Annotated in this window: 26 protein-coding genes; 18 read left to right on the plus strand and 8 right to left on the minus strand. The window is 37.5% G+C overall.

Features of this window, described 5'->3' with window-relative positions; translation table 11 throughout:
- The first annotated feature begins 201 nt into the window (after positions 1–201).
- The 3 genes from BKO01S_RS01375 to BKO01S_RS01385 all read left to right on the plus strand — a co-directional run bounded on the left by BKO01S_RS01375 (position 202) and on the right by BKO01S_RS01385 (position 5,524).
- Positions 202–3,852: a dynamin family protein gene (locus BKO01S_RS01375; RefSeq protein WP_066047701.1), complete on the plus strand. Its 3,651-nt coding sequence runs from the start codon at positions 202–204 to the stop codon at positions 3,850–3,852.
- 101 nt (positions 3,853–3,953) lie between these two features.
- Complete coding sequence (locus BKO01S_RS01380) at positions 3,954–4,553, plus strand: hypothetical protein (protein ID WP_066047703.1); 600 nt, start codon at positions 3,954–3,956, stop codon at positions 4,551–4,553.
- 74 nt (positions 4,554–4,627) lie between these two features.
- On the plus strand, positions 4,628–5,524 hold the full coding sequence (locus BKO01S_RS01385) for a 5'-3' exonuclease (RefSeq protein WP_066047704.1): 897 nt from the start codon (positions 4,628–4,630) through the stop codon (positions 5,522–5,524).
- Between the two features lie 42 nt (positions 5,525–5,566).
- Here the strand turns inward: BKO01S_RS01385 and sspL are convergent, their stop codons facing one another.
- On the minus strand, positions 5,567–5,707 hold the full coding sequence (gene sspL / locus BKO01S_RS01390; protein ID WP_066047706.1) for a small, acid-soluble spore protein L: 141 nt from the start codon (positions 5,705–5,707) through the stop codon (positions 5,567–5,569).
- Positions 5,708–5,815: 108 nt separating this feature from the next.
- Between sspL and BKO01S_RS01395 the strand changes: the two genes are divergently transcribed.
- On the plus strand, positions 5,816–6,277 hold the full coding sequence (locus BKO01S_RS01395) for a divergent PAP2 family protein (protein WP_066047708.1): 462 nt from the start codon (positions 5,816–5,818) through the stop codon (positions 6,275–6,277).
- Positions 6,278–6,342: 65 nt separating this feature from the next.
- Positions 6,343–6,609 (plus strand): DUF6123 family protein, encoded by a 267-nt coding sequence (locus BKO01S_RS01400; protein ID WP_066047709.1) that lies wholly within the window; start codon positions 6,343–6,345, stop codon positions 6,607–6,609.
- Between the two features lie 28 nt (positions 6,610–6,637).
- On the opposite strand, the gene BKO01S_RS01405 is transcribed toward BKO01S_RS01400, so the two are convergent.
- Complete coding sequence (locus BKO01S_RS01405) at positions 6,638–7,558, minus strand: DMT family transporter (RefSeq protein WP_066047712.1); 921 nt, start codon at positions 7,556–7,558, stop codon at positions 6,638–6,640.
- Between the two features lie 19 nt (positions 7,559–7,577).
- Positions 7,578–7,967 carry a reverse transcriptase-like protein gene (locus tag BKO01S_RS01410; protein WP_066047714.1) on the minus strand — a complete coding sequence of 130 codons (390 nt, stop codon included), beginning with the start codon at positions 7,965–7,967 and terminating at the stop codon, positions 7,578–7,580.
- Positions 7,968–8,193: 226 nt separating this feature from the next.
- Between BKO01S_RS01410 and BKO01S_RS01415 the strand changes: the two genes are divergently transcribed.
- Together BKO01S_RS01415 and BKO01S_RS01420 are read left to right on the plus strand one after the other, a co-directional pair.
- Positions 8,194–8,853 carry a reverse transcriptase-like protein gene (locus BKO01S_RS01415; protein WP_066047716.1) on the plus strand — a complete coding sequence of 220 codons (660 nt, stop codon included), beginning with the start codon at positions 8,194–8,196 and terminating at the stop codon, positions 8,851–8,853.
- A 15-nt stretch (positions 8,854–8,868) separates the two neighbouring features.
- Complete coding sequence (locus BKO01S_RS01420; RefSeq protein ID WP_066047718.1) at positions 8,869–9,048, plus strand: zinc-finger domain-containing protein; 180 nt, start codon at positions 8,869–8,871, stop codon at positions 9,046–9,048.
- 54 nt (positions 9,049–9,102) lie between these two features.
- Here the strand turns inward: BKO01S_RS01420 and cspD are convergent, their stop codons facing one another.
- A complete protein-coding gene (cspD, locus tag BKO01S_RS01425; protein ID WP_066047720.1) occupies positions 9,103–9,303 on the minus strand; it encodes a cold-shock protein CspD in 201 nt (66 codons plus the stop codon).
- Between the two features lie 304 nt (positions 9,304–9,607).
- On the opposite strand from cspD, the gene BKO01S_RS01430 reads away from it, so the two are divergent.
- From BKO01S_RS01430 to BKO01S_RS01475, 10 genes are all read left to right on the plus strand, one after another.
- Positions 9,608–10,561, plus strand: coding sequence for an HD-GYP domain-containing protein (locus BKO01S_RS01430; RefSeq protein ID WP_066047722.1), 954 nt, complete (start codon positions 9,608–9,610; stop codon positions 10,559–10,561).
- A gap of 36 nt (positions 10,562–10,597) precedes the next feature.
- Entirely contained in the window at positions 10,598–10,906 is a 309-nt protein-coding gene (locus BKO01S_RS01435) for a hypothetical protein (protein ID WP_232311136.1), read from the plus strand.
- A 189-nt stretch (positions 10,907–11,095) separates the two neighbouring features.
- Complete coding sequence (locus tag BKO01S_RS01440) at positions 11,096–12,289, plus strand: amidase (protein WP_066047724.1); 1,194 nt, start codon at positions 11,096–11,098, stop codon at positions 12,287–12,289.
- Between the two features lie 73 nt (positions 12,290–12,362).
- The gene (ggt, locus tag BKO01S_RS01445) at positions 12,363–14,018 is read left to right on the plus strand and encodes a gamma-glutamyltransferase (RefSeq protein ID WP_066047726.1); all 1,656 of its coding nucleotides are present in this window, start codon (positions 12,363–12,365) and stop codon (positions 14,016–14,018) included.
- A gap of 47 nt (positions 14,019–14,065) precedes the next feature.
- On the plus strand, positions 14,066–14,647 hold the full coding sequence (locus BKO01S_RS01450) for a chromate transporter (RefSeq protein WP_066047728.1): 582 nt from the start codon (positions 14,066–14,068) through the stop codon (positions 14,645–14,647).
- Positions 14,644–15,174, plus strand: a complete 531-nt coding sequence (locus BKO01S_RS01455; protein WP_066047730.1) for a chromate transporter — start codon at positions 14,644–14,646, stop codon at positions 15,172–15,174. Before BKO01S_RS01450 ends, BKO01S_RS01455 begins: the two co-directional genes overlap by 4 nt.
- A gap of 316 nt (positions 15,175–15,490) precedes the next feature.
- On the plus strand, positions 15,491–16,273 hold the full coding sequence (locus BKO01S_RS01460) for an ABC transporter ATP-binding protein (protein ID WP_066047732.1): 783 nt from the start codon (positions 15,491–15,493) through the stop codon (positions 16,271–16,273).
- A 2-nt stretch (positions 16,274–16,275) separates the two neighbouring features.
- Positions 16,276–17,136, plus strand: a complete 861-nt coding sequence (locus BKO01S_RS01465; RefSeq protein ID WP_066047734.1) for an ABC transporter permease — start codon at positions 16,276–16,278, stop codon at positions 17,134–17,136.
- A gap of 28 nt (positions 17,137–17,164) precedes the next feature.
- The gene (locus BKO01S_RS01470; RefSeq protein WP_066047735.1) at positions 17,165–18,175 is read left to right on the plus strand and encodes an ABC transporter substrate-binding protein; all 1,011 of its coding nucleotides are present in this window, start codon (positions 17,165–17,167) and stop codon (positions 18,173–18,175) included.
- A 24-nt stretch (positions 18,176–18,199) separates the two neighbouring features.
- Entirely contained in the window at positions 18,200–19,204 is a 1,005-nt protein-coding gene (locus BKO01S_RS01475) for an aromatic ring-hydroxylating dioxygenase subunit alpha (protein ID WP_066047736.1), read from the plus strand.
- Between the two features lie 109 nt (positions 19,205–19,313).
- On the opposite strand, the gene uraH is transcribed toward BKO01S_RS01475, so the two are convergent.
- From uraH to BKO01S_RS01495, 4 genes are all read right to left on the minus strand, one after another.
- On the minus strand, positions 19,314–19,673 hold the full coding sequence (uraH, locus tag BKO01S_RS01480) for a hydroxyisourate hydrolase (RefSeq protein WP_066047738.1): 360 nt from the start codon (positions 19,671–19,673) through the stop codon (positions 19,314–19,316).
- The gene (locus tag BKO01S_RS01485) at positions 19,670–21,136 is read right to left on the minus strand and encodes an NAD(P)-binding domain-containing protein (RefSeq protein ID WP_066047740.1); all 1,467 of its coding nucleotides are present in this window, start codon (positions 21,134–21,136) and stop codon (positions 19,670–19,672) included. Before BKO01S_RS01485 ends, uraH begins: the two co-directional genes overlap by 4 nt.
- 14 nt (positions 21,137–21,150) lie before the next feature.
- Positions 21,151–21,645 carry a 2-oxo-4-hydroxy-4-carboxy-5-ureidoimidazoline decarboxylase gene (gene uraD / locus BKO01S_RS01490; RefSeq protein ID WP_066047742.1) on the minus strand — a complete coding sequence of 165 codons (495 nt, stop codon included), beginning with the start codon at positions 21,643–21,645 and terminating at the stop codon, positions 21,151–21,153.
- 181 nt (positions 21,646–21,826) lie between these two features.
- The gene (locus BKO01S_RS01495) at positions 21,827–23,428 is read right to left on the minus strand and encodes a PucR family transcriptional regulator (RefSeq protein WP_066047745.1); all 1,602 of its coding nucleotides are present in this window, start codon (positions 23,426–23,428) and stop codon (positions 21,827–21,829) included.
- Between the two features lie 204 nt (positions 23,429–23,632).
- Between BKO01S_RS01495 and allC the strand changes: the two genes are divergently transcribed.
- Positions 23,633–24,880, plus strand: coding sequence for an allantoate deiminase (gene allC / locus BKO01S_RS01500; RefSeq protein ID WP_066047747.1), 1,248 nt, complete (start codon positions 23,633–23,635; stop codon positions 24,878–24,880).
- The last annotated feature ends 1 nt before the right edge of the window (position 24,881 follow it).

The raw sequence follows: 24,881 nt of genomic DNA on the forward strand, positions 1-24,881 counted from the left end.
AACCCTTTTTATTGGCGGAACAGTTGTCATTTATGGATTGTTAATGAAGCATGTGTTAAAGAATGTAAGCAAACCACAATCATATCAGTTAAATAAATAATGTAAAATCAGGTTATTGAAAAACCTGATTTTTTTTATTTGGGAAATGTGTGAAAAATCAGTTAAAATATAGAGGTAAAAGTCCAAACAAGGGGTAGAAACATGTCAAATACTATTTTTCAACATGATACACAGATTACGTTATCGAGGATTGCCAGACTACATACCTATTTTCTTTCAAGGGGAAATGAAGAAACTGCTCAAAAAGCAAAGCAATTAGCAATTAAACTTCAAGATAGAGAATATGCAATTGCATTTTGCGGTCATTTTTCAGCGGGAAAATCTACCATGATTAATACCTTAATTGGTGAAAGTATTCTTCCTTCCAGTCCCATTCCTACAAGTGCGAATTTAGTAAAGGTAAAGGCAGGGGAGGACTATGCAAAAGTCTACTTTAACGAAGGAAGACCTCTATATTACAAGGCTCCTTACGACTATGGCATGGTCAAAACATACTGCAAAAATGGTGACGAGATAAAGTCGATTGAGATAAGCAAGAGCAACACAAAGCTCTCAGCTGGAACAGCAATATTAGACACACCAGGAATTGATTCAACGGATGACGCCCATCGAATCGCTACAGAGTCTGCTCTACACTTAGCAGATCTTGTGTTCTATTGCATGGATTATAATCATGTTCAGTCTGAGATAAACTTCATGTTTACAAAGGAATTAACTGAAGAAGGCAAGGAAATATACTTAGTTGTTAACCAAATCGATAAGCATCGAGAGGAAGAGTTGAGCTTTGTTCAGTTTCAACAAAGTGTGAGAGAATCCTTTGCCACGTGGGGAGTGAAACCAGGTCGTATATTTTATACGACGCTTAAACAGCCAAACCATCCTCACAATCAGCTAGAAGAACTACAATCTTTTATTGCTGAAAAAATCCAAGCGAAGGATCAGTTGTTAGAACGCTCATTGTCGAACTCTCTCAAAAAGCTTATTCAAGAACAGATTCTATTTGAATACAATCAGGATAAAGATGTAATGGAAAGCCTTGAAAACAAATTAAGTGCTCTTCCTGAAGATGAATTGGATAACCTACACAGTAAAATAGGAGAGTTACAAAAACAGGTAGATGTTCAGACTGTGGCATTAAAGGAACAAGAGAGAAAGTTAGAGTTAGTTATCAATGATATTTTGAAAAATGCGTATTTAATGCCCTTCCAAACTAGAGAACTAGCTGAAAAATTTCTAGAGTCCAGACAGAGAGAGTTTAAAGTTGGATTATTGTTTTCTAAAAATAAAACAGAACAAGAAAGGCAAGCAAGGCTGCAAGCATTTTTTACCGACATGCAAGAGAAAGTAAAATCACAACTTGAATGGCACTTAAAAGAAGCGATTACAGCCTTTTTAAAGCAGGAAGACATCAAGAATCCAGAGTTACTAGCAAAAATTCAAGAGTATTCCGTGCCGTTTACCTCAGAGCTTTTATTGAAGGCTGAAAAGAAAGATGCAAGACTATCTGGAGAATATGTTCTTAACTATACAAGCGATGTAGCGGAAAGTGTAAAAAGCCTCGCGAAGAGAGAACTTGAGCCCTTTATCGAAGAATTATCGAAAACTCAAAGTGATAAGGTGAGCAGTAAGGCTTCAGTATGGGAAGAAGAATTAAAAGCTATAAAAGAAATTGATCATTCATGGTCAGAATTAAAAGACATAACGGATAACCATCAAAAGTCAAAAGAGAGAATGGAACAAATATTAACCGAAAACAATGAAATAAAGGGTCATGAGATTGAAGAACTACTTACTGTTAATGAAGAATTTGAGGTCATGTCTTCTATGGAAAAAGATACGCCTGTGGATGTAGATAGAAATGTGAAGAATTCCATAGAATCAACTTCGGTAGACGATCAGACAACATCAACTGGACTTCAAGTAAAGGACGTAGTTGAAAAACTTAAGGTAGCGTCGAATGTATTAAGCAATGTACCGGGATTTAAAACGAATTCAGAGGAACTTACACTTACATCAGAAAGGTTGGCTAATAAAGGTTTTACGATTGCTCTGTTCGGTGCTTTCAGTGCTGGCAAATCTTCATTTGCGAATGCATTAATTGGGCAGAAGCTACTACCAGTTTCCCCTAATCCAACCACAGCTGCCATCAATAAAATCATGCCTGTTTCAGAAGAGAATAAGCATGGTCTAGTAAAAGTGAAATTTAAAAGTACAGAGAATTTATTTGAGGAAGTAAAAAGGTCATTACACTTGTTTGAGCTTTCGGCTCATTCGTTAGAACAAGCAGTTCAAGTGATACAGACCATCGATCCTAATGGCACCTTTTTAGATGTTCAAGGAAAGGTTCACTATTCTTTTCTAACTGCTTTTTTAAAGGGATACGAGACTGCAAAAAATCACTTTGGAGAAATCCTTCATACACATTTAGAAGAGTTTGCTGATTACGTTGCAAAGGAAGAAAAATCGTGTTTTGTTGAAAGTATTGAATTGTATTATGATTGTGAACTTACTCGTCAGGGAATCACACTGGTTGATACACCAGGTGCCGATTCCATTAACGCTCGACATACAGGTGTTGCTTTTGACTATATCAAAAATTCAGATGCCATTCTCTTTGTGACCTATTATAACCATGCCTTTTCAAAAGCTGACCGCGAGTTTTTAATACAGTTAGGTCGAGTGAAAGACACCTTTTCAATGGATAAGATGTTTTTTCTTGTTAACGCTATTGATTTGGCACGTGATGAAGATGAGGTTCAGGAAGTTCTAGGTTACGTCACAGAGCAACTAACTCAATATGGAATCCGTATGCCACATGTCTACCCTGTATCGAGCATGTTAGGTTTAAAAGAAAAATTAGAAGCGAAACAAGAAGACTCTCGTTTAGCACAATTTGAGGAAAAATTCTATTCATTTATCGAGCACGATTTAACGGATATTGCCCTAAACTCGGCTCTGTCAGAAATGAATCGAGTGAATTCTTTATTAAAAGCCTTTATCCATAATGCGAAAGTAAATCGAGAAGCAAAGGAATCCTATTTAGCAACGCTTCAGGATGAAGAACAGGAAATTGTAAATATACTACATGACAACGATATAGAAAAGAGTCTTCAAAAAAGGTTGAATTTAGAAACAGATGAGCTAGCATTCTATATTAAACAAAGAGTATTTTATCGTTTTCATGATTTCTTTAAAGAAGCGTTTAATCCATCCTTACTAAAGGATGATGGTAGAAGTATGAAACATGCATTACAAAGAGGTCTTGAGGAATTTTTAACTAGTATTGGCTATGACTTTGCTCAAGAATTACGGGCTACTTCACTAAGAATTGAGTCATTCATTGGAAGGTTAATGAAGGAATTTGAACAACTTCTAGAAGATTCAATGGCAGATATTAATAAAGATTTATCCTTTACCTCGTATGAGCTAGGTGCCTGGAAGAGCATTGAGTTTAAGAATGCCTTCGAGAATTTGGAGCCTCAATTGTTTAAGAAGGCACTGAGTTATTTTAAAAATCCAAAATCGTTCTTTGAACGTAATGAGAAAAGGCTAATGATGGAGGAGCTTGAAGCGGTCTTATCCCCTCTAGCAGTCAGGTATGTTGAGGAAGGATGTCAACGATTAAAAGAGCATTATCAAGAAGTGATGACTACGGAAATGAATCAATTAAAAGAGAAAATCAGTAGAGAGTGCTTTGATTATTATGAAGGGTTGCGAGCTGCGCTTAGCGATGAAACTTCGATTGGTGTTTTAGAGGAAATAGAAACAAAGCTAGAGGAATTACTTAAGTAAATAGACATACGTTAATAAATCCCTTTTAAAGGGATTTATTTATTTAATTTGTATGGGTATAATTAGAATTGTAAAAAAATTCTAATTCTTCGGGGGTACATATGATTTCTAGTGGTTATACTGTTACGAAAAAGAAAAAAACTGATTTTACTCAAATGTTAGTTCCGGTAGCCATTATTCTAATCCTTGGTTCTATCTTTATTGCTCTATTTTTCCTTGCGCCTATCCAATTTTTACTTTACCAACCAAATGGTGAATGGTTTTTTGAACCACCTAAGATGGCCTATTATGCCTTTATAGCTGCAATCCTTCTCGTGGCTACGATGTTAATAGTCACAGCCATTGCTATTTATAAAGATAAGATGACTAGGGGAATAAAGGGGTTTATAACATTAGGGTATGTTCTTAGTGTGATGATCTTTTTATTAAGTCTTAATCAATATCATTCTGCAAATCAATCAGGCATTGTTATAAATCGTTTTTTTAGCTTTCAAGATGAGAAATACATATGGGAGGACATCACTTCCGCAGAAGAACAATCAATTGTCAAAAATGGAATTATGAGTAGCGGGAAACTTACCCTCACCTTTTCAAATAATAAGAGTTATAGCTTTTTGTTAAATGAAAATGTTAGGAAGGCAAAACTGGCTATTTACTATGAGTTAGAAAAGCAGGGGATTGAAGTGAAGAGAACGCAATAATGAAAACAATACCATCTTTGCTATCCGAATTTCGTGTTATAATGGGAATTATGCTTTTAGAGGAGGCCTCCTAAATGACAAGTGAAACTACTAATCGTTCCCTATTACTTGTTGATGGAATGGCACTGTTATTTCGTGCGTTTTTTGCAACAAGTGTATCGGGTCAATTTATGATAAATTCTAAAGGGATACCAACAAACGGTGTTCATGGTTTTGTGAAGCATTTTTTAACAGCGATATCGACTTTTAAGCCAAGTCACGTAGCTGTTTGTTGGGATATGGGAAGTAAAACATTCCGAAATGAAATGTTTACAGAGTATAAGGCCAATCGCTCAGATGCCCCAGTCGAATTAATTCCACAATTTGATCTAGTTAAGGAAGTGGTTGCTGCATTCGACATCCCTAATATCGGGTTAGAAGGGTATGAAGCAGACGACTGTATCGGAACCATTGCGAAGTCTTCAAAGGACGATTTTGAAATTAGTATTTTAACAGGAGATCGTGATATTCTTCAATTGTTAGATGAACGCATTAAGGTCATTTTACTTCAAAAAGGATTTGGGAATTATGCCGTTCATACCCCCGATTCTTTCTATACAGAGAAGGGAATCCTTCCTAAACAAATGGTAGATGTAAAGGCACTAATGGGAGACCCTAGTGACAATTACCCGGGTGTAAAAGGAATCGGTGAAAAAACAGCCCTTAAGCTAGTACAGCAATTTGAGCATGTAGAAGGGATTATTTCCAATTTGCAATTGCTTACAAAAGGGCAAAAAACAAAAATTGAGCAAGACCTAGAGATGCTTTATTTAAGCAGAAAGCTTGCCGAGATCAAATGCGATGTTCCCGTATCATTCTCACATGAGGATTCGATATTCCAATTTAATCACGAGAAGGTTCTCTCGAAATTTAAAGAGGTTGAGTTTCGAGGATTGGATCGTTTATTGCCAGACCAACAAATACTAGCGTAAGTAGAGGCTGCCCTGTATAAGGGCAGCTTTTAATACGGTTTATTATATCTTCGTATTGCTTTTTTTTGCTCTATTTTCTAACTCACTCTTTGGATTCGGTGTAAAATCAGCATCTTGACCAAATCCTTGGGGATTTACTCCGCCTGCTTTTGTTCCTCGATTATTTCGCTTTTTTTGTCCCATATGTCAACCCTCCTATAAGTAAAAGGTTATTACATTTTACGATAATATTATTGCCTATTTGTATAATCTCACTCACCTTTCTTCACAATAAAAAGGAGGTGAGAGAATGTGAATAAAGGTGTTTATATAGCACTTTCAAGTATAGTGTTAGCACAGGGATTAAAAATTCCCATTCATTATTTTAGGGAGAAGGAGTTCAGGCCAGATCTGTTTTTTCAAACAGGTGGGATGCCTAGTTCGCATTCCGCTGGTGTGGCTTCATTAACCACATATATTGCACTAAAGCGTGGTCTTCCAACCATTGATTTTGCCCTATCTCTTGTTTATGGATTAATTGTTATGTATGATGCACAGGGGATTAGAAGACAAACCGGTGAGCTAACCTTAAAAGTAAATGACTTGGATGATCTAATGGATAAGGTGAATCATGAAAAACCAGTGCATTTTGAAGAAAAATCCCCAGATAAGTTGAAGGAAATGCTTGGTCATCAGCCAGAAGAAGTAGTTGGTGGAGCGCTTCTTGGGGTGTTAACTGGGACTTTAGGCTATTGGATGGATAGAAATAGATAGAAAAATGTCGATTGATGAGATAAAATCAAGAAGATGTGAAGCAATCATAGGGAGTGTAGAGAAACTTGAGCACGGAAGAGTATGTAAGTCATTTATTAGACAAAGGATTCCTTCTAAAGGATGATGCGATTGGCTTTATTTATTTTGGTAAAAATTATACCGGTGCTTCAGATGAACTAGCTAATGTGGCAATTGAAGTCACCCTTAAGGCCCAAAAAAGCTTTGATGGTAGCTTTTATGTGTCTCTTCTTGAATGGCTTGTGTCAAATTCAATCAAAACAAAAAAAGAGGCTTATGATTTTATTAGAGAAGCCGAGCTCCTGACAATATAAAAAAAGCGTGTGATCCCACACGCTTTTTTTATATAACTTGTTTTTCATCCTTGCTAATAGAAGGTTTTTTCTTCATTGGTAGTTCCGCAAAGATCATCCCAGCAAAAATACAGAAACAGCCAAGTAATGCATGGGGTGTTAATCTTTCATTTGCCCAAACATATGCGGTTATTGCAGCAAATACAGGCTCCATCGCAAAGATCAAGGCTACCCTTGTTGGCGTCGTATATTTTTGAAAGCTTGTTTGAGCAAAAAAGGCGATGGCCGTTGCAAAAACAGAAGTAATGATTAAAGCGATTAATACGTTCTTTTCCAGAAGGATATCTATCCGAAAGGCTAAAGAATAATCCTCAGTTAATAATGCTAACAAACCTGACAAAATAGACACTGTAAAAATCTGAATAACGGTCAGCAACAAGGTGGGGAATTTATCACTATATCTCCCAGTAAAGATGATATGCATAGCAAAACCGATGGCACAGGCTAGAACAAGCGCATCTCCTCGATTTAATGAAGTCATATCTGTTAAAGTAAGTAGATATAATCCAATAGTTGCGATGCTCACTCCGATAATAGCATTTCTTGATGGTTTTTGTTTCAACAATAAAAGAGAAAAAAGCGGAACAAGTACTACACTTAACCCAGTAATGAAACCAGCTTTAGAGGAAGAGGTATAAAGCAGTCCAACTGTCTGGAAAGCGTATCCTGAAAATAGCCATCCCCCAAGTAATAGACCGGACGTAATAATTGAACGATTCAGTTGTTGAAGTTGTTTTCTTTCAAATACAAGTAACCATCCTCCAAGAATGAATGCAGCAAGAAAAAAGCGGATGGCATTAAACGCATTTGGCGGAAGGGTTGCAATTGCATTTTGAACGAGAACAAAGGTTGAACCCCACACAAGGGCAACCATAAGTAAACTGATATCTGCGAATAAAGACTTTTTCATATATCCTCGTTCTCCTTGATCATTCGTTTTTTCGGATAGCAGCTCGAGCAAGTTCATCTGCTGTTTTATTTTCTATACTTGGTATCCATTTCATAAAAAATAAATCAAATTCTTTTGTAAGAGATAATGCCTCCTCGAGTAAGGGAGCATATTGCTTGTTTTTTACGAATTCCTTTTCAACTCCTCGGTTTACAAGTTCCGAGTCCGTTCGAAAGGAGAGTACTCTAAATCCATTCTTTTTACATATTTTTAATGCTTCAATAAAAGCATAATATTCAGCTTCGTGATTGCTCATTACACCTAATGGGATGGAATATCGTTCTACTTTGCCATTCGCTTTAATAAAGATACCAGCACCACTAGGTCCTGGGTTGCCAGCACTAGCACCATCTATGTATACTTCAATCATTGATTTCCTCCAATAAACGATATTTTTACATAGTATAAGCTAGTTTAACATATTTTTAAAATAAACATATGAATGGCCAGAAAAAAAGAGTCACAGATTAAAAATGACTATCTTTTGTAATTTTTCCTTTAAAAAGGAAATGATAAAAACATCCTATGTAAAAACGTAAAATAAATAGTACCTTTGAATGTGAAAAGCAGCAACGCATAAAGAGAGGATGAAAAGCATGAAATATAAATTAGAGTATAAATATCGGATCAAAAATATTGACCCATTGGCTTTAACTTCAAACAATTTTTTGGCAGCTGAGGATGCGATAATAGCAGGTGAGGAGCTTGAAAAAACAGGAAAAGTGTTTGATCTAGAGTTTCATGACGAGATGGGCTCAACTTGGACACTTAAGGAAATGAAAAAGTTAACCGAAGAAATTGAGGAAGAACCTCATGATGTCATAGTCTACTTTGACGGGGGACATGACATAAACAGCAATCGTGCTGGTATTGGCGCGGTCATTTATTATAAACAAGGAAAAAAGAAATTCCGTCTTCGTGCAAATGAAGTAATTGATGAGATGGAGACAAATAATGAAGCGGAATATGCAGCTTTGTACTTTGCCCTTGACTTACTAGAGGAACTCGGAGTCACTAAACTCCCTTGTGATATTAAAGGAGATTCACAGGTGGTATTAAAACAATTGGAAGGAGAATGGCCGTGCTACGAGGAAAATTTGAATCGGTGGCTTGATCGGATTGAAGAGAAAATAAAAAAATTAGGATTACTCCCTCGTTATGAAGCCATCTCCAGAAAAGATAATAAAGAGAGTGACAAATTGGCCACTCAGGCTTTAGAAGGGAAGTCTATACATAGTAAAATGCAGGTGATTTAATAAAAGGTGGGGATTATGCTGGGTAGGCAACAAATATTAAGAGAAGTGGAAGAGTTGATGGTACGATATTGTAAGGAGTGTTTCCTACATAAGCATCACAAAGATGAAAAGGGGAGAAGATACGCCCATCGATTTTGTATTACTAGCTGTACGGTAGGGGAAAAAATTAAAGATATGGGGAAAAGGCTTTCTTGACTAAACAAATAAATAAAGGCTGGCAATAAGCCAGCCTGCTAGTATTATATTGGATTATAGCTTAACTACGTTAGAAGCTTGTGGTCCACGGTTTCCTTCAACGATTTCAAAAGAAACTTCTTGACCTTCTTCTAATGACTTAAAGCCCTCACCTTGGATTGCTGAGAAGTGTACGAATACATCGTCTCCACCTTCAACTTCGATAAATCCAAAGCCCTTTTCATTGTTGAACCATTTTACTTTACCGTTTTGCATATAAACTTTTCCTCCTAAGCCTTTCAAGACACATAAGGTCCCCAAGTATATATTACCATCAAACCGAACATATTTAACTATATGTAACAAGTAAGGAAATATATTCTGATTAATGATGATTCTAATATACACGAAAAATATGTGAATAGTCAATAAATTAGAGCTAGAATTTCACTCATTTTGAAAGACTTTCCACCTATTAGGATCTCATATTTAAAAATGGAAAAAATACCTATTCTACTATAAAGGAATTTGATATGATTTAAATAGATTCATATCCTTAATAGAAGAAGAGGGATGAGCAATGGAGACAGAGCATTTAACTGTTCAAGAGATTGATGACATTCTCGAGAATTTTAGCAACAAAGCTAAAGAGCAGATAAAGTATGGCTACTCGAATAAAGAAGCAATAAAGATGATTACCTCCAAGATCAATGAAGCATCAAAAAAAGTGGAACTGATTTTTTCAAAGTTAATGCTTGGTGAAGAATTAAGTTTAAGTAATATAGAAAAAGAAATCCTTCCTGTTATATCTCAAGCTTCAGAAATCCCTCATATATATTATTTATTTTATGATCTAAATAAAATGGAAGAATATACATACAGACATACCATAGGAGTTGGAATCATCTCTTTGATGATTGGGAAATGGTTAAAGCTCTCTGAAGAAGAACTGACAGAATTGGCTATGGGAGCAACCTTGCATGATATTGGTAAAACAAGAATTGACCCTACTATCTTAAATAAGAAAGGAAAGCTTACGAAGGAAGAATACGAGGAGATACAGCTTCATACTAGCTATGGGTATGAAATCCTTCGTAAAGTAGATCAATTAAGTGACCGGGTGGCTCTCGTGGCTCTTCATCATCATGAGAGGGAGGACGGAAGAGGATATCCAAAGGGGCTTGTAAGCAATCAAATTGATCTATATTCAAAAATTGTTGCGATAGCTGATATGTTTCATGCGATGTTATCTAGACGTTCTTATCAAGAGCCTTTGCCTTTTTATACGGTCTTAAGACAGCTTCAAGATCATGCATTCGGAATGTTGGATGCTAATATTACGCTTTTATTCCTCTATAAATTGATGGATAGTATTATTGGTCGATCAGTTATGTTGAGTGACGGTAGTGTGGGGAAAATTATAATGGTTGATCGGTATGATCCTCTCCGTACCCTTGTCCAGGTAAATGATCGTATCATTGATCTCAAATTGAATCGTGAGTTAAATATTGAGAAAGTCGTAAACGACGAATAAGGTGTAAGCTCTAGCATATATTTTTAGAAGGTAAATTTGAAATATGAGGGTGAGGACATGTACCGATTTTCCATTGATAAAGAGGATTGGATTTTACGATTCTCTCCCAATATCCAAATTCCAAAAGATGTACAGTTAACAATAGTGAATTGGATTATTCAGTTAGGAAATCTTCTCCCATCTTATGCGCATGGCCAGTCCTTTCTTATTAAAAGTGAAGAAGAAGGAATCATCGTTTTTAATGTTGAAAAAGTACCTTCACTTATCCTCACTGTGTCTAACATAATACCTAAAGAAAAATGTTTTCAACAAAAGGGAAAACTAATTAATCATTGGAAATGGTAATTCGGCCTCATGTGGCCGTTTTTTTTATTTTATTTAAGGATTTACCTTATTTGATTTGGTTATTTTGACTAAAAGGGAATAAATATTTAGTTGAAATGCCAATGACTTGATAGAATAATCAAACTATAATAAAAAGGAAATGTGATGAAAGCTGACATAGAAAGGAACATCCTGAAGGAGGAAAAGGGTATGGATGACAACTGGAATGCGTTTATAAACGACCACCTAAATATTAAACAAACGGAATCAGGTCCATTAAAAGGACTTTCCTTTGGTGTAAAGGATGTCTTTGATATTAAGGGTTATCGGAGCAGTGCGGGGAATCCGGATTGGTTACAGTCTCATCAGGCTTCTAAGGGACACGCACCTATTATTAACCAACTGTTAGAGCAAGGAGCCTGCCTTAAAGGCACGACTCATACCGATGAATTAATGTACAGCTTGAACGGCGAAAATTTTCATTATGGGACACCAGTTAATCCAAGGTCGGCAAATCGTATACCTGGTGGATCTTCAAGTGGTTCTGCTGTGGCGGTAGCTGCTAGGTTAGTGGATTTTGCACTTGGGACTGATACAGGAGGTTCCATTCGTGTTCCTTCATCTTATTGTGGGATATTTGGTTTCAGGCCGACACATGGGGTTGTTGGTAGTAAAGGAGTAATTCCTCTTGCCAAAACCTTTGATACTGTTGGCTGGATGACAAGAGACCCAAACTTACTGCTTGCAGTAGGCGAGGTTCTTATACATGAAGGAACGAATGATCAGGAGGGATTTCCCTCTTTGTTTTTTGAAAATGAAGCATGGTCATATGTAGATAACCAAACAAAAGATAGTTACCTAAAGATTATTGAGATTTTAAAAGAAAACTTTAGCACACAATATGTGAACCTTACAAAGGGTGGACTGGCAAACTGGGCGGATTTATTCAGGAATATCCAAGGTATCGAGATTTGGCAGGAACATGGGGATTGGATAAACAGTGTGAAACCTTCCTTTGGTCCAGGGATTTCTGAACGTTTTCAATGGGCAAGTACACTGAATAAAGAATACCTATGTGATTATGAGAAGCAAAGAGAGAAAATAAAGGGTCAACTGTCAGCCTTGTTAAATAGAAATGGGCTTTTAGTTATACCAACTACCCCGGGGGAGGCACCAAAGCGAAATTTATCGGTTGAAGAAATGGAACAATACCGTACCAATACAATGAAACTGACTTGTATAGCAGGACTGGCTGGGTTTCCGCAAGTGACAATTCCTTTAGTAAAAGAGAATGGAATTCCTATTGGGCTATCCTTCATCGCGAATCACCATTCAGATTTAAAATTATTACGTTGGGTACAACAATTAACAAATAAATTAACGATAATTGGTGATGTCCATTAAATTTATAGCGGAAGTGACTACATAAATTTAGTAGATTCTAGGAATTAATGAATTTCTATGGAGGGGTTACGCTATGTATCAATCTTTATATTCTTCCTATCGCCCTACCACTATGGCATCGAATGGTATGATTACCACTCCTCATTATTTAGCCTCGCAAGCAGGTATGAAAGTGCTGCAGGAGGGAGGGAACGCTATAGAAGCGGCCATTGCAGCTGCGTCCACTATCGGTGTTGTATATCCACATATGAACGGTATAGGTGGTGATAATTTTTGGTTAATTTATAATTCCCACACAAAAGAACTGAAAGCGTTAAATAGCAGTGGTCGTTCTGGTGAACTTGCAACGATTGATTTTTACAAGAAGCAAGGATTTGAAAACATCCCATCTAGAGGAGCTTTAGCTGCCAATACTATTCCGGGTGCTGTTGCGGGCTTTGAGAAGGCCTTTCGATATTCAGCCGAAAATATGAGAGGGTGTTTTCGATGGAAAGACTTGCTTACATCTTCTATTCACTATGCTAAAGAAGGGTATCCTGTTACTCCTAGTCAGGAATATTGGACCCGCGTGAATCTTGATGAAGCCGACAATCAGTTAAGGCACTTGCAGAGATACTCTGAATTTAAAAAGATATTTACAAAATCAAATGGTCTTTCCTACTGCGCGGGGGATGTAATGAAGCAACCGGATTTAGCAAGCACTTTAGAGGGAATAGCTGAAGATGGGAGCAACTTGTTTTATAAGGGGACGTTGGCCAAGGATATCACGGAAGACCTTATCGCACATGGAGGAATATTAAGAACTTATGACTTTGCTTCCCATCGATCCGATTGGGTTGAACCTATTTCGGTAGATTATCGCGGACACACTGTGTATAATCTGCCTCCTAATACACAAGGTTTTGCTTCGTTGTCCATTTTAAATATATTAAATCATTTTGACGTACCTTCTTTGACAGAGGGTTCATCCGATTATTATCACTTGCTGATTGAAGCTACTAAACTAGCTTTTGAGGATCGTGATCAATACCTAACAGACCCTGACTTCTCACATATCCCGGTAGAGGAGCTTCTTTCCTCAAAACGAGGAAAAGAGCTGGCTCGTAAAATTATATTTAATAAAAGTAATCAATTTGAGAAGCAGTTGGATCCAAAGGGAGATACGGTGTGGCTTGGTGTAGTTGATCGCCACGGAAATTCTGTATCACTTATACAAAGCATTTACCATGAGTACGGGTCTGGTTTTATCCCTAAGAATACAGGAATTGTCTTACAAAATAGAGGAAGCTACTTTTCTCTAAATGAAAATGATGTGAATAGTCTTCAACCAAAAAAGAGAACCTACCATACTCTCAATCCTGCGATGCTGTTTAAAGGAGGGGACCCATATTTGGTGTATGGGACGATGGGAGGAGAAGGACAGCCGCAAACCCAGGCTGCAATAGTCACAAGGATAATTGATTATCACTATCCCGTCCAAGCCGCTATTGAAGCTCCAAGATGGTTATATGGCCGTACATGGGGGGCTGAATCTAATAGTGTGAAAATAGAAGGAAGAATCTCTAGTGATATCTGTGAAGAACTAAAGGACAGAGGGCATGAACTGGAGAGAGTTTCTGATTTTAGTGATGTTATGGGTCATGCAGGTGCGATATTAATCCATCCGGATAGCAAGATAAGGTATGGTGGTGCAGACCCGCGTGGGGATGGTGTGGCACTTGGTTACTAGCGAAAGAATGTACGTAGCCCGACTACAGAAAGTAGGTGTACTATAATATGAGACTACAATGGGATATTTTTATCGCATTTTTTAGGTCAGGGATGTTAGGGTTTGGTGGTGGTCCCTCTACGATTCCTCTTGTACATAAAGAGGTGGTGGGGACATTTAAATGGATGAATGATCAGGAGTTTAGTGATGTATTGGCGTTAGGGAATTCTCTCCCGGGACCGATAGCAACGAAAATGGCAGGATATATAGGTTACCGGGTGGGAGGGATTAGGGGGATGTTTAATGCTGTAATTGCTACTGTCCTACCAACCATTCTATTAATGCTATTTTTATTAACTTCACTTAATAAAGTAAAGGATCATCCAAGGGTTGAAGGAATGACTAATGGGGTCGTCCCTATTGTTGGAGTCATGATGGCCACGTTAACCTGGGATTTTATTAAAAAAACAAAAAAAGGATTTGGCTGGAAGAAGGGCGTTTTTCTTCTGTTAGGAAGCTTTATCGTGATGGAAATTTTAAGTGTCCACCCAGGAATTGTTATAGGAGGACTATTAGTTATAGCAGTTACCATGTCTGAAAAGAAGGAAAAAATAGAAATTAAAGTCAAAGGAAATAGTGAGAGTCTATGATCTACAAACAAATTTTCATTGCATTTTTCATTCCTGGTATTATTGGATATGGAGGCGGCCCGGCTTCCATTCCCTTAATTGAACATGAAGTGGTTAGTCGTTATGGTTGGATGACGACAAGTGAATTTAGTGAAGTATTAGCATTGGGAAATTCGTTACCTGGACCAATCGCGACTAAAATGGCTGGTTATATTGGTTATGAAGTAGGGGGAGTGCTTGGTGCGGTTGCGGGCGTTCTCGCTACGATTGCCCCTTCATTATTTATCATGATTGTCCTACTAAGGTTGATATTCAAGTACAAAGATTCGCCGAAAGTAAAAAGATTATCAATGTTTGTCCTGCCAGCAGTAGCTGTTTTGATGGCCAGTCTTACTTTTGATTTTTTCCGAACCTCCTACTCTTCAAATGGTTTATGGCCAACCTTTGTGATTGCTATTGTAAGTCTTTTGCTCATCCAAAGGTGGAAGGTGCACCCTGCCTTTGTAATAGTTGGAGGGTTAGCAGCAGGCGCCATTTTCCTAAGTTAATAGATTAAAAATAAGTAAGCTAAACCCCAGTGTATGTACACTGGGGTTTATTATTGTCATTCGTTAATTTCTGCCTTTGTAAACTATGATTTAGAGCTTTGGTTAAAGTAACTAAAAAGAAATGATAAGTTTGTAAATGTTAGCTAATGTCAAATTAATCTGAAAACTATATAATGAGTTTATATCACATTGTATGTTATCTTTTATAACATATTGAGTTTTCAAAAGGGTTAAGATGAGTCATTTATTAATCATTGTTAAATAATATTACATATTAGGGTGAGTTGCAGTCTTGAAAGTAGAAGGAGGAGTTGTAATGGGGGCCATGCAAAAAGAGGTAGTATCTTTTAAGGGTGTGGATAAAATCTACAACACGGGCACGGTGGCGTTAAGTCAATTGGACTTGTCTATTCATGAGGGTGAGTTTATTAGTTTTCTAGGTCCTTCTGGCTGTGGGAAGTCAACCGCTTTAAGAATGGTTGCGGGTCTGGGAGAAGCGACAAAAGGCAAGGTAGAGGTGTTTGGGCAAAACCCGAAGGAACTTATTCGTAATTCGAATGATATTGCTTACGTATTTCAGGATTCGAATTTATTACCTTGGAGAACGGTCCTTGATAATGTGGTGCTCCCTCTAGAGTTAAGAGGATCTAATAAAAATACTAGAAAAGAAATAGCTATGAGAGTTCTAGAAATGGTTGGGTTAAAAGACTACTTAAAATCCTACCCGAGACAGCTTTCGGGTGGGATGAAAATGAGAGTTTCGATTGCCCGTGCTCTAGCTGCTAAACCGAAGTTGCTTTTAATGGATGAACCGTTTGCTGCATTAGATGAAATGACAAGACAATCTCTGCAAATGGATTTATTAGACATATGGAAAAAAGAACGGACGACAATTTTATTTGTTACTCATAATGTATATGAAGCGGTATATCTATCCTCCCAAATCGCAGTTATGTCAGCTCGTCCTGGAAGATTGTCTTCCCTTATTGATGTAGATTTGCCATATCCGAGAGATAGGGTAACTAGTACCTTTACAGAGTATGTTGATTTAGCTTCTCAAAGCCTTGAGTATAGCTTGAATCGAAAGGAGTTGGGGTAGGGATGACCAGTCAAACAGCAACAACGAATCGAAGTGAATTGGTAGTTGAATCAAGGGAAATGGATGAAAAGAAATTTCGAGGGAAGGTTAAGGGAACCGTTTTTGGGCCAATCATCGCTTTAGTAATTTTTCTTTCTTTGTGGCAATCAATCCCGATCGTCTTTGATATGAAACCATTTATTCTTCCGAAACCGACAGATGTATTACAAGCGGCAATTGATGACTGGCATTTACTCTGGCCGGCTATTCAAGTTACAGTTACTGAATCGGTAATTGGGTTTATCATTAGTGCAATCGTAGGAATCTGGATCTCGATTTTGTTAGCTAGTTCTAGGATATTAGAAGTAAGTCTTTATCCGTACGCGGTTATTTTACAGACGATTCCGGTTGTAGCGATTGCTCCGATTATAGTGATTTGGTTTGGATCTGGGTTTAACTCAATCGTGATTATTTCATTTTTAATTGGCTTTTTCCCGGTTGTATCAAACACATTGATGGGTTTAAATTCAGTTGATGAAAATATGGGTGATTTATTTTCACTATATAATGCTTCTAAATGGCAAACGATGTGGAAACTTCGGATTCCAGCTGCTATGCCGTATATGATGTCTGGGTTAAAAATTTCGTGTACATTGGCGATTGTTGGTGCGATAACAGGAGAGTTTATTGCAGGGATTGGTGGAGGCAGAGGTGGTTTAGGGTATGCCATTACTGTAGCTGCTGTGCAATTAAAAACCCCATATTTATTTGCATGTGCCATTGCCGGTGCGATATTTGGAATTGGTTTTTACCTTCTAGTAAGCTTGGTTTCGAGATTCATGCTTAAATCGTGGCACGAGTCATCGATGAAGGTTGAAAAATAAAGAAAAAGAGAAGAAGGGGAGAAGGCAAATGGAAGCATTCAAGAGGATGAGGTATCTTTTGGTGGGGATGGTTATGTTGTTGCTATTAGCTGCTTGTGGTAACACGGAGTCAAGTAGCTCTACAAGTGAGGGAAGTGGGGCTGATGAAGAGGAAGTGAAAGATGTCAAGGTTGTCCTTAATTGGTTTGCAAAAGCTCAACACGGTGGAGTGTACGCGGCACGTGAAAATGGATTATTTGAAGAACGTGGTTTGAATGTGACAATTGAACCGGGAGGACCGCAAGTTTCTTCTATTAATATGGTAGCTTCAGGAAAGGCTGAATTTGGTCTAGCTCATGCGGATCAAATAGTAAATGCTAGAAATGAGGGAATTGAACTAGTTGCTGTAGCTGCTGCTATGCAAGGTAGTCCGCAAGCGTTTATGTTCCATAAGGGTCAAAGAATTGAAGATTTTGACGAGTTGAATGGCAGAAAAGTCTTTGTGCAGCCTGGAATTGTTTACTGGGAGTATTTAAAGACACAATACGATTTGAGTAAGGTAGAAGAATTAGCTCATACAGGTCAACATGGGAATTTTATAGCTGATAAGAATTCTGTTACCCAAGCATTTGTAACGTCTGAACCATATTTTATGAAATTAGATGGGGTAGAAGTAGAAACGAAGCTAATTTCTGATTCTGGTTATGACCCCTACAATATTGTGTTATATGTAACGAAGGATTATTTAGAGGAAAATAAAGAAACGGTGAAATCATTTACTACTGCGTTTGTTGAGGGTTGGAATCTTTACAGAGATTCATATGAGGATATCAACAAAGTGATTCAGAAAGATAACCCGGATATTGAGTTGGAATCATTGAAGTTTGAAGCAGAGGCTCAAAGTGAGTTTGTATATGGTGGGGATGCAGCGGACTATGGAGTTGGTTATATGACAGAAGAGCGCTGGGCAACTCTGATTGACCAGTTAAACGAATTAAAAATACTAGAAGAAACGTTTGACGAAAAAGAGATATTCACAACTGAGTTTTTAACGGAGTAAAGAACTAGAGGGGAGAGGGTATGTGTGACGCTAGTTGTAGAAGGTAGATTGCAAGATGCGGTATTGGAAAACGAATGGCACCCTGTCTATATTTCTAGTGAATTAACAGATAAGCCAGTTGGAGTCATCGTGATGGGAGAAAGGGTTTCTATTTATCGTTCAAAAAAAGGTGTTCATTCTTTTAGGGATCTGTGTATTCATAGAGGAGCGATGCTTTCTGAGGGATATGTTGTCGATGATTGCCTTGTTTGCCCATATCATGGCTGGAAATATGATGATGAAGGAAAATGTGTAAGTATTCCAGCGCAAAGTAAGGATATGAAGATACCGGAAAGAGCTAAAGCGGAGGTATATCATTGTCAAGAGAAATATGGGTTAGTCTGGGTTTGTTTGGGTGAACCTTCAAAGGAATTACCGTACTTAGAAGAATTTGAAGATCCAACGCGTAAGCCTCTGGTTTGTGGTCCTTATGATGTAAGAGCGGCAGGAACGCGTGTAGTAGAAAACTTTACTGATTTTGCTCATTTGATGTATGTTCATGGTGGTTTATTAGGGCATCCTGATTATGCTGAGCTTCCTGACTTTACGATCACAAAAGAGAAAGATCGAATTTTCACCTCTGAAGTACCGATATTTCAGCCGGTGGCACATTCTGGTTCTGAGGCTCGAGAAGGAACTACTTACGTGTATATAAAAGAAGTGTTTCGCCCTATGTCTGCTCGATTATCTAAGCGAGATGCAGATACCGGACAAACTCTATGGATCTTGCTTACGGTACTACCGTTAAGTGAAAAAGAGTGTAAGGTATATATGGTGGTATCCAGAAATTACGGTTTTGAAGTGTCAGATGCAGACTTTATTAAATTCCAGGACACTGTATTTCGACAGGATGCTTGGATCATCGAAACTCAAAAACCAGAATTACTTCCGCTAGATTTACAAGCGGAACTAAACCATAAAGTTGACATCCTATCCGTAGCCTATCGTAGGTGGTTAAAGGAACTAGGAGTTACAATAGGGACTGTGTAGTAAATAGAAATACAAGTCCCTGAGTGGTAAAACTACTCAGGGATATTTATGTATGAAAGAAAGAAATAAGTAAACCACCTACTAAATATAAGTAGGTGGTTAGTGGTGGTTAACTTCCTCTATAAACTTGGTAACCCCACGGGGAGACGAGTAGTGGAACATGATAATGTCCTGGGATGTCTACGATATTGCAGCGTACAGGTATCTTATCTAAAAATGGTGGATTAGGTAAGTTGATGTTCTTGCTACGAAAATAACTACCGATGTGAAAAACTAACTCATAAGAACCTGCTTTTAATTCTTTCTCAGATAAGAAGGGGGAATCGAGTCTCCCATCTTCATTTGTTACAGCGGTTTTTAGAGGGGTCCATTCTGTTGAACTTTCTTCTTGAAAATAGAGTTCAATGGTTACGTTACTTGCTGGTAGTCCGAGAGTTAAATCTAAAATATGTGTAGTTAGACCTGTCATTGTGTCTCCTTTTCTGTATCTGTGTGTTTTGTCGTTGCAACTAATTCTCTTTCGTTCTCCCAATCTCCTGTAAATTCTACTTCTTTATAATTGAAGAAATTTGTCAGTATTTTTTCCTGATCATCTAAAAAAAGTTGGTCGGCTACAGCGGAAACGAGTTTAGGAATCCCGAACTTCATACCAGAAAGTGCGGAGGCGGAAATTCCGCAACTAATTAAAGCGGAATAATTAAAAGCGAATATTCCGTGTAATAATTTTTCTCCATTTTCATCACGGCTTAAGAATGCGAAACCAGGACTTAAATAAGGGTGTGCGTCGAGTATTGGGTTTGCTTCCTCCTCTGTAGGTTGATATCGATCTTCCCATCTGGCAATATGCTTTTCAACAAGTTTTAACTCTGGGCGAAAAGCTGGATCGGTTAGTAGTCCTGTACTGATAATTAAAAAATCAAAATGGAATGTTCCATTTGGTGTGGTGATTTTCGCTCCGACGTTACTTGGTTCGACATGAAGCCACGGAGAGTCTAGGTGGAGGTTAAAGCCAGGGTGGGATGATGCACGAGCAAATGTATCGTTCGTCGGTGGTTGATTATGTTTAAAAAAGTGAGAAATGATTTTATATTTATTTGAATCTGTTAAAGAGTGAAAGCGTTCAATCATGCCTGATGATTCCATTTGGCGAATCGGATTAATTCTTGGGAGTTCCTTTCTCCTAACGAATACATGTGCTTCTGCTACACCTTCTGTAAGAGCGAAATTAGCATTATCAAAGGCGGAGGCACCCCCGCCTAAAATGGCAATCTTCTTCCCTTTTAAACCTTTAAAATCGATTGGTTCTGATGTATGCGCGTAAAGTTGCTTAGGTAAATTTTCAGAAATCATTGGAGGAACATGCCACTCACCCCCGCCTTGTATCCCGGTGGCGAGTATGACTTTTCTGGTTAATAGTTTGTTAGTTGGTGCGCCTTTTCCTTCGATATGAAGCTGATGAATTCCTTCTTGAGTAGGTTCGATTAATGTAAGCTTTGCTTCGTTAATGACAGGAAGTTGGAGTACTTGGCGGTACCATCGTAAATAATTCATCCAATCTCCTCTAGGAATTTTATCAATGTCGTCCCAGCTTTTTTGTCCGAATTGTGCTTCCCACCATGAACGAAACGTGAGGGAGGGGATGCCTAGGTCAACAGAGGTTAATTGCTTAGGTGTTCTCAATGTTACCATTCGAGCGTACGTTTTCCAGGGCCCTTCAAAGCCTTCGGAATTTTCGTCAATAACAAGAATATTCGATATCCGTTCTTTTAATAGTGCGAAGGCAGTGCCTAAGCCGCTTTGTCCACCTCCAACAATGATTACATCGTAGACGTGTCCGTCGGAATGACTATAGGGCTGAACCCAGTCGCTACCCCCGTAAGAAAGATAAGATAGATCTTTTTTCACTTGAAGGTTTAAAGCATCTAAACTCATAAAATATCATCCTTTCATTTAATAATCTCTTCTAAGCGAAGAAGGGCAATTTTGTATATTTCATTTAAAGCTGTTTCAAATTCTAGCTCTTTATTTGAAGAAATTCGTGTTTTCATCGCTTGGTATATTTCATGCTTGTTCTTTCCGTGAACGGCTAAAATGAACGGAAAACCAAACTTTTCCATATACTCATGATTTATTTTAGTAAATTGCTCATACTCATCGTTGGTGAGATTTTGTAACCCGGCGCCGTTTTGTTCCTGGGTGGAATGACTTGTCATCGCAATCCGTTCTCCTAAATTAGGATGAGCTTTAATAAGGGTTAGTTGTTCCTCTTTTGAGGTGTGTTTTACAACCTCGACCATGTTTTGGTGAAGGTGGTGTAAGGAGGTAAAAGGTTTTTTGCTGAAAGCTATTTGAGGAATCCATGGGGAATGCTCAAAAATGCCATTCATGATGGTTTTAAATTCCTCAAGATTCGTATCATTTATTTGATCAATAGTGTACATAAATTTTCTCCTTTCACTTTATGTGATAAAATATAACATTATTTGTTATGAATAATTACATCATAATCAATATTTCACCTTCTGTCATTGTTTAAATTGACTAAAAATTCAGTCTTACCTTATTCATTTTATATAAAAAATAAAAAACTCAAGCCGACACTTAAGTTTTTTGAAGGGGTTTTTAGTTTTGTAACAAGGCTCTAATTCGTAAAGCTATCCTTATTTGTAAGGTTGTTTCAGAATCTTTTAAGCTTTTTCCAAGGATTTCTTCGCATTTTTCAATACGGTAAACGACGGTGTTTCTGTGGATGAATAATCTTTTCGCAGTTTCTGAAATTTGGCAGTGTGTTTCTAAATATACAGACAATGTCTCGAGTAAGGTTTGTTCTTCTTCTATTTTAATATTCGTTAATCTGCTTAAGGCGAAAGAATAAAAGTTTTTTAAATCATCTTGTGGAACCGTACGTAACAATTCGGTTACGTCTTTTGTTTGGAAGTTTTGAATGTAACCGGTCCGCTTTGATAAATTCCCTTGTGATAAAGCATCCAAAGCATCTTTATAGGCATCTTTAACATACAAGAAAGTGTGGCACAAATTACTCATTCCGAACGAGATGGTATTTTCATAGTATTTAAGAACTCTTTCCTGAAGCTGAACTAGAATGGATTCGCAGCAAGTACTTGGATGCGTCATGTGTTCTTCTGCTTCAAATAAAAGAATACAAGACTCGCCTTTTGTAAAGAAGTGTATTTTTGGACTCATAGTAAAGACTTCATCCTCAATGAAATCATAAATAAAGTCTGTTTGTTCATGTCGCTTAGCATAGGTAGGTAGATAGTTATCACCATCAATTTTACCGACTACACAAATGTACTGCTGCTCATTTTTTAACGAGAATTCTGTTGCTCGACCGATAATTTCTTCTTGAGAAGAGAATGTACCATCTAAAAAGTGAAGGAAAAAGTCGTTTCGGATGCTTCTATCTTGTTGTTTTAAAGCACTGTCTTTCATTAAAGAAAAAGAAATGACATTTGTTGCTTGTTCAATTGTTAATGAAGTCAGGTGATCTGTTTTTTCAACCTCACCGTTTATCAAAAGATACCCTTTTTTTCTTTCGCTAATGTGTATAGGAAATATAGTATAGGTATCTCTTGTTGAAGCAATGGAAAAAGAGGTGGGAGACGTAGTTGGTGGAGGGAGCGTTTTTCCATCAAGTAATAAAGGAAGTTTCTCAATTGGTTCTTCATGAAAAATTGATTTAAAATGCTGATCGATTAATTGTACAGGTCGTTGGATCATACGTGATAAATCCTGTAGTAGTAGACCGATTCCTTTACCTTCCATAATTATTTTTGTAAATTGCTTATGAGTTTCAAGAGCGAATGTTAATTCTGACGAGCGTTGATCAAGAATGGCTCGTAAAGTGTGGTTCACTATTTCTCCTAGTGATAAATGTAACGGAAGTTCAATAACTGGTAATGAAAGTTGGTCAGCTAGTTGGATTACTTCATCTGGTATGTTATCTAAGAATCGTTTGGTTTTTATTCCTAACCCAGCACAGCTTTGTTTAGCCATAGCTTCAACTAATTCGGTAAGCATATGGGGTTGATCCTTGAAATGATAAGCAGTAGTGATAAGGAACTCATTCTTGTTTAAGTAATGGATAATATCGGGAGCATCCATCATGTTAACAGACGTTACTTCACGTTCAATTCCTGATTGCCCGGCTATTATATTCATTCCATTTAAATTCGGAACGGTTAAGAGTTGGGATACCTTCAATGGGAACATTCCTTCCATGTAACATGCAGAATATTTAGTATATTTCGTTTAATTTTAGCACAATTTAGTCATTTTGCATAAAAATCTATTGTTAATTTTACAAATACGCTAATGATGTTTAGTTGGAAAGTATGTAAACTAATTATATAACGTATTCATGTGAAGAAAAATAACATGGTTTTTATTTTATAGGGAGTGAAGGGGATGGCCATTCAAGTTAATAAACAATTAGTAGAAGATGGGAAAGTGGGTGCAATGATTGAATGGCTTGCTTCTATCGGAGAAACAGAAAACGGGGGAGTAACAAGACTTCTATATTCATCTGCCTGGCTAGAAGCCCAGTTGGAATTGAAGAGTATGATGGACCAAATGAAGTTTCATACCTATTTTGATAGTGTGGGAAACTTATTTGGTAGGTTACCAGGTACGGAAGGAAATAACAAAACGATATTGACAGGCTCTCATATAGATACGGTAGTAGACGGTGGCAAGTATGATGGTGCATACGGTATTATTGCAAGCTTACTAGCTGCGTTAAGGCTGTTACATAAGTATGGAAATCCTAAAAAAACGGTAGAAGTGGTGTCGTTATGCGAAGAAGAGGGAAGTCGCTTCCCTTTAACCTTTTGGGGGTCTAGGAATATTAGTGGAGCTTATAATCTCACTAAAGTAGAAAATATAAAGGATGGGGAGGGTATTTCATTTTTAGATGCGATGACACAAGTGGGCTTTGATCCGAAATTGTATTCATCACCGGTTCGTACAGATATAGAGCGATTTGTTGAAATTCATATTGAACAGGGAATGATTCTCGAAAGAAATCAAAATCAAATTGGTATTGTTACCCATATCGTGGGGCAGCGTCGTTATACGATCTGTATCAAAGGTGAAAGTAATCATGCAGGTACAACCCCTATGAATTTTCGGAAGGATGCAGTTAGTACTGCTTCTCATTTAATCTCTTTCTTAACGGAAAAAGCTAAGCATACCGACCCAATGTTAGTTGCTACAGTGGGAAGATTAAACGTAAAACCGAATGTACCGAATGTAGTAGCTGGCGAAGTAGAATTTAGTCTTGATATACGTCATCATGAGGAAAAGATTATAGACCAATATTGTCAGAGTATTTTTACAGAATTCAAACGTATCTCTGATGTTTTAAATATAGCCATTGATATTTTGCAATGGATGGATGTTAAGCCAGTTAAGATGGATGAAGAAATGTGTGAGTGGGCAAGTGAGATTGCAGAAAAAAAACAATTTCGTTTCCAAAAAATGATCAGCGGGGCTGGGCATGACGCCCAGGTGTTTGGGGGGGCTTGCCCGACTTCCTTATTGTTTGTACCTAGTCGAGGTGGAATTAGTCATTCACCAAAGGAATATACAAATTTAGAAGATTTGGAGACCGGTATCGAGTTATTAACGGAGGTTTTATATAAATTGGCTTATTAAA

Source organism: Robertmurraya korlensis NBRC 107688 (assembly GCF_001591645.1).
GTDB lineage: Bacteria > Bacillota > Bacilli > Bacillales > Cytobacillaceae > Robertmurraya_A.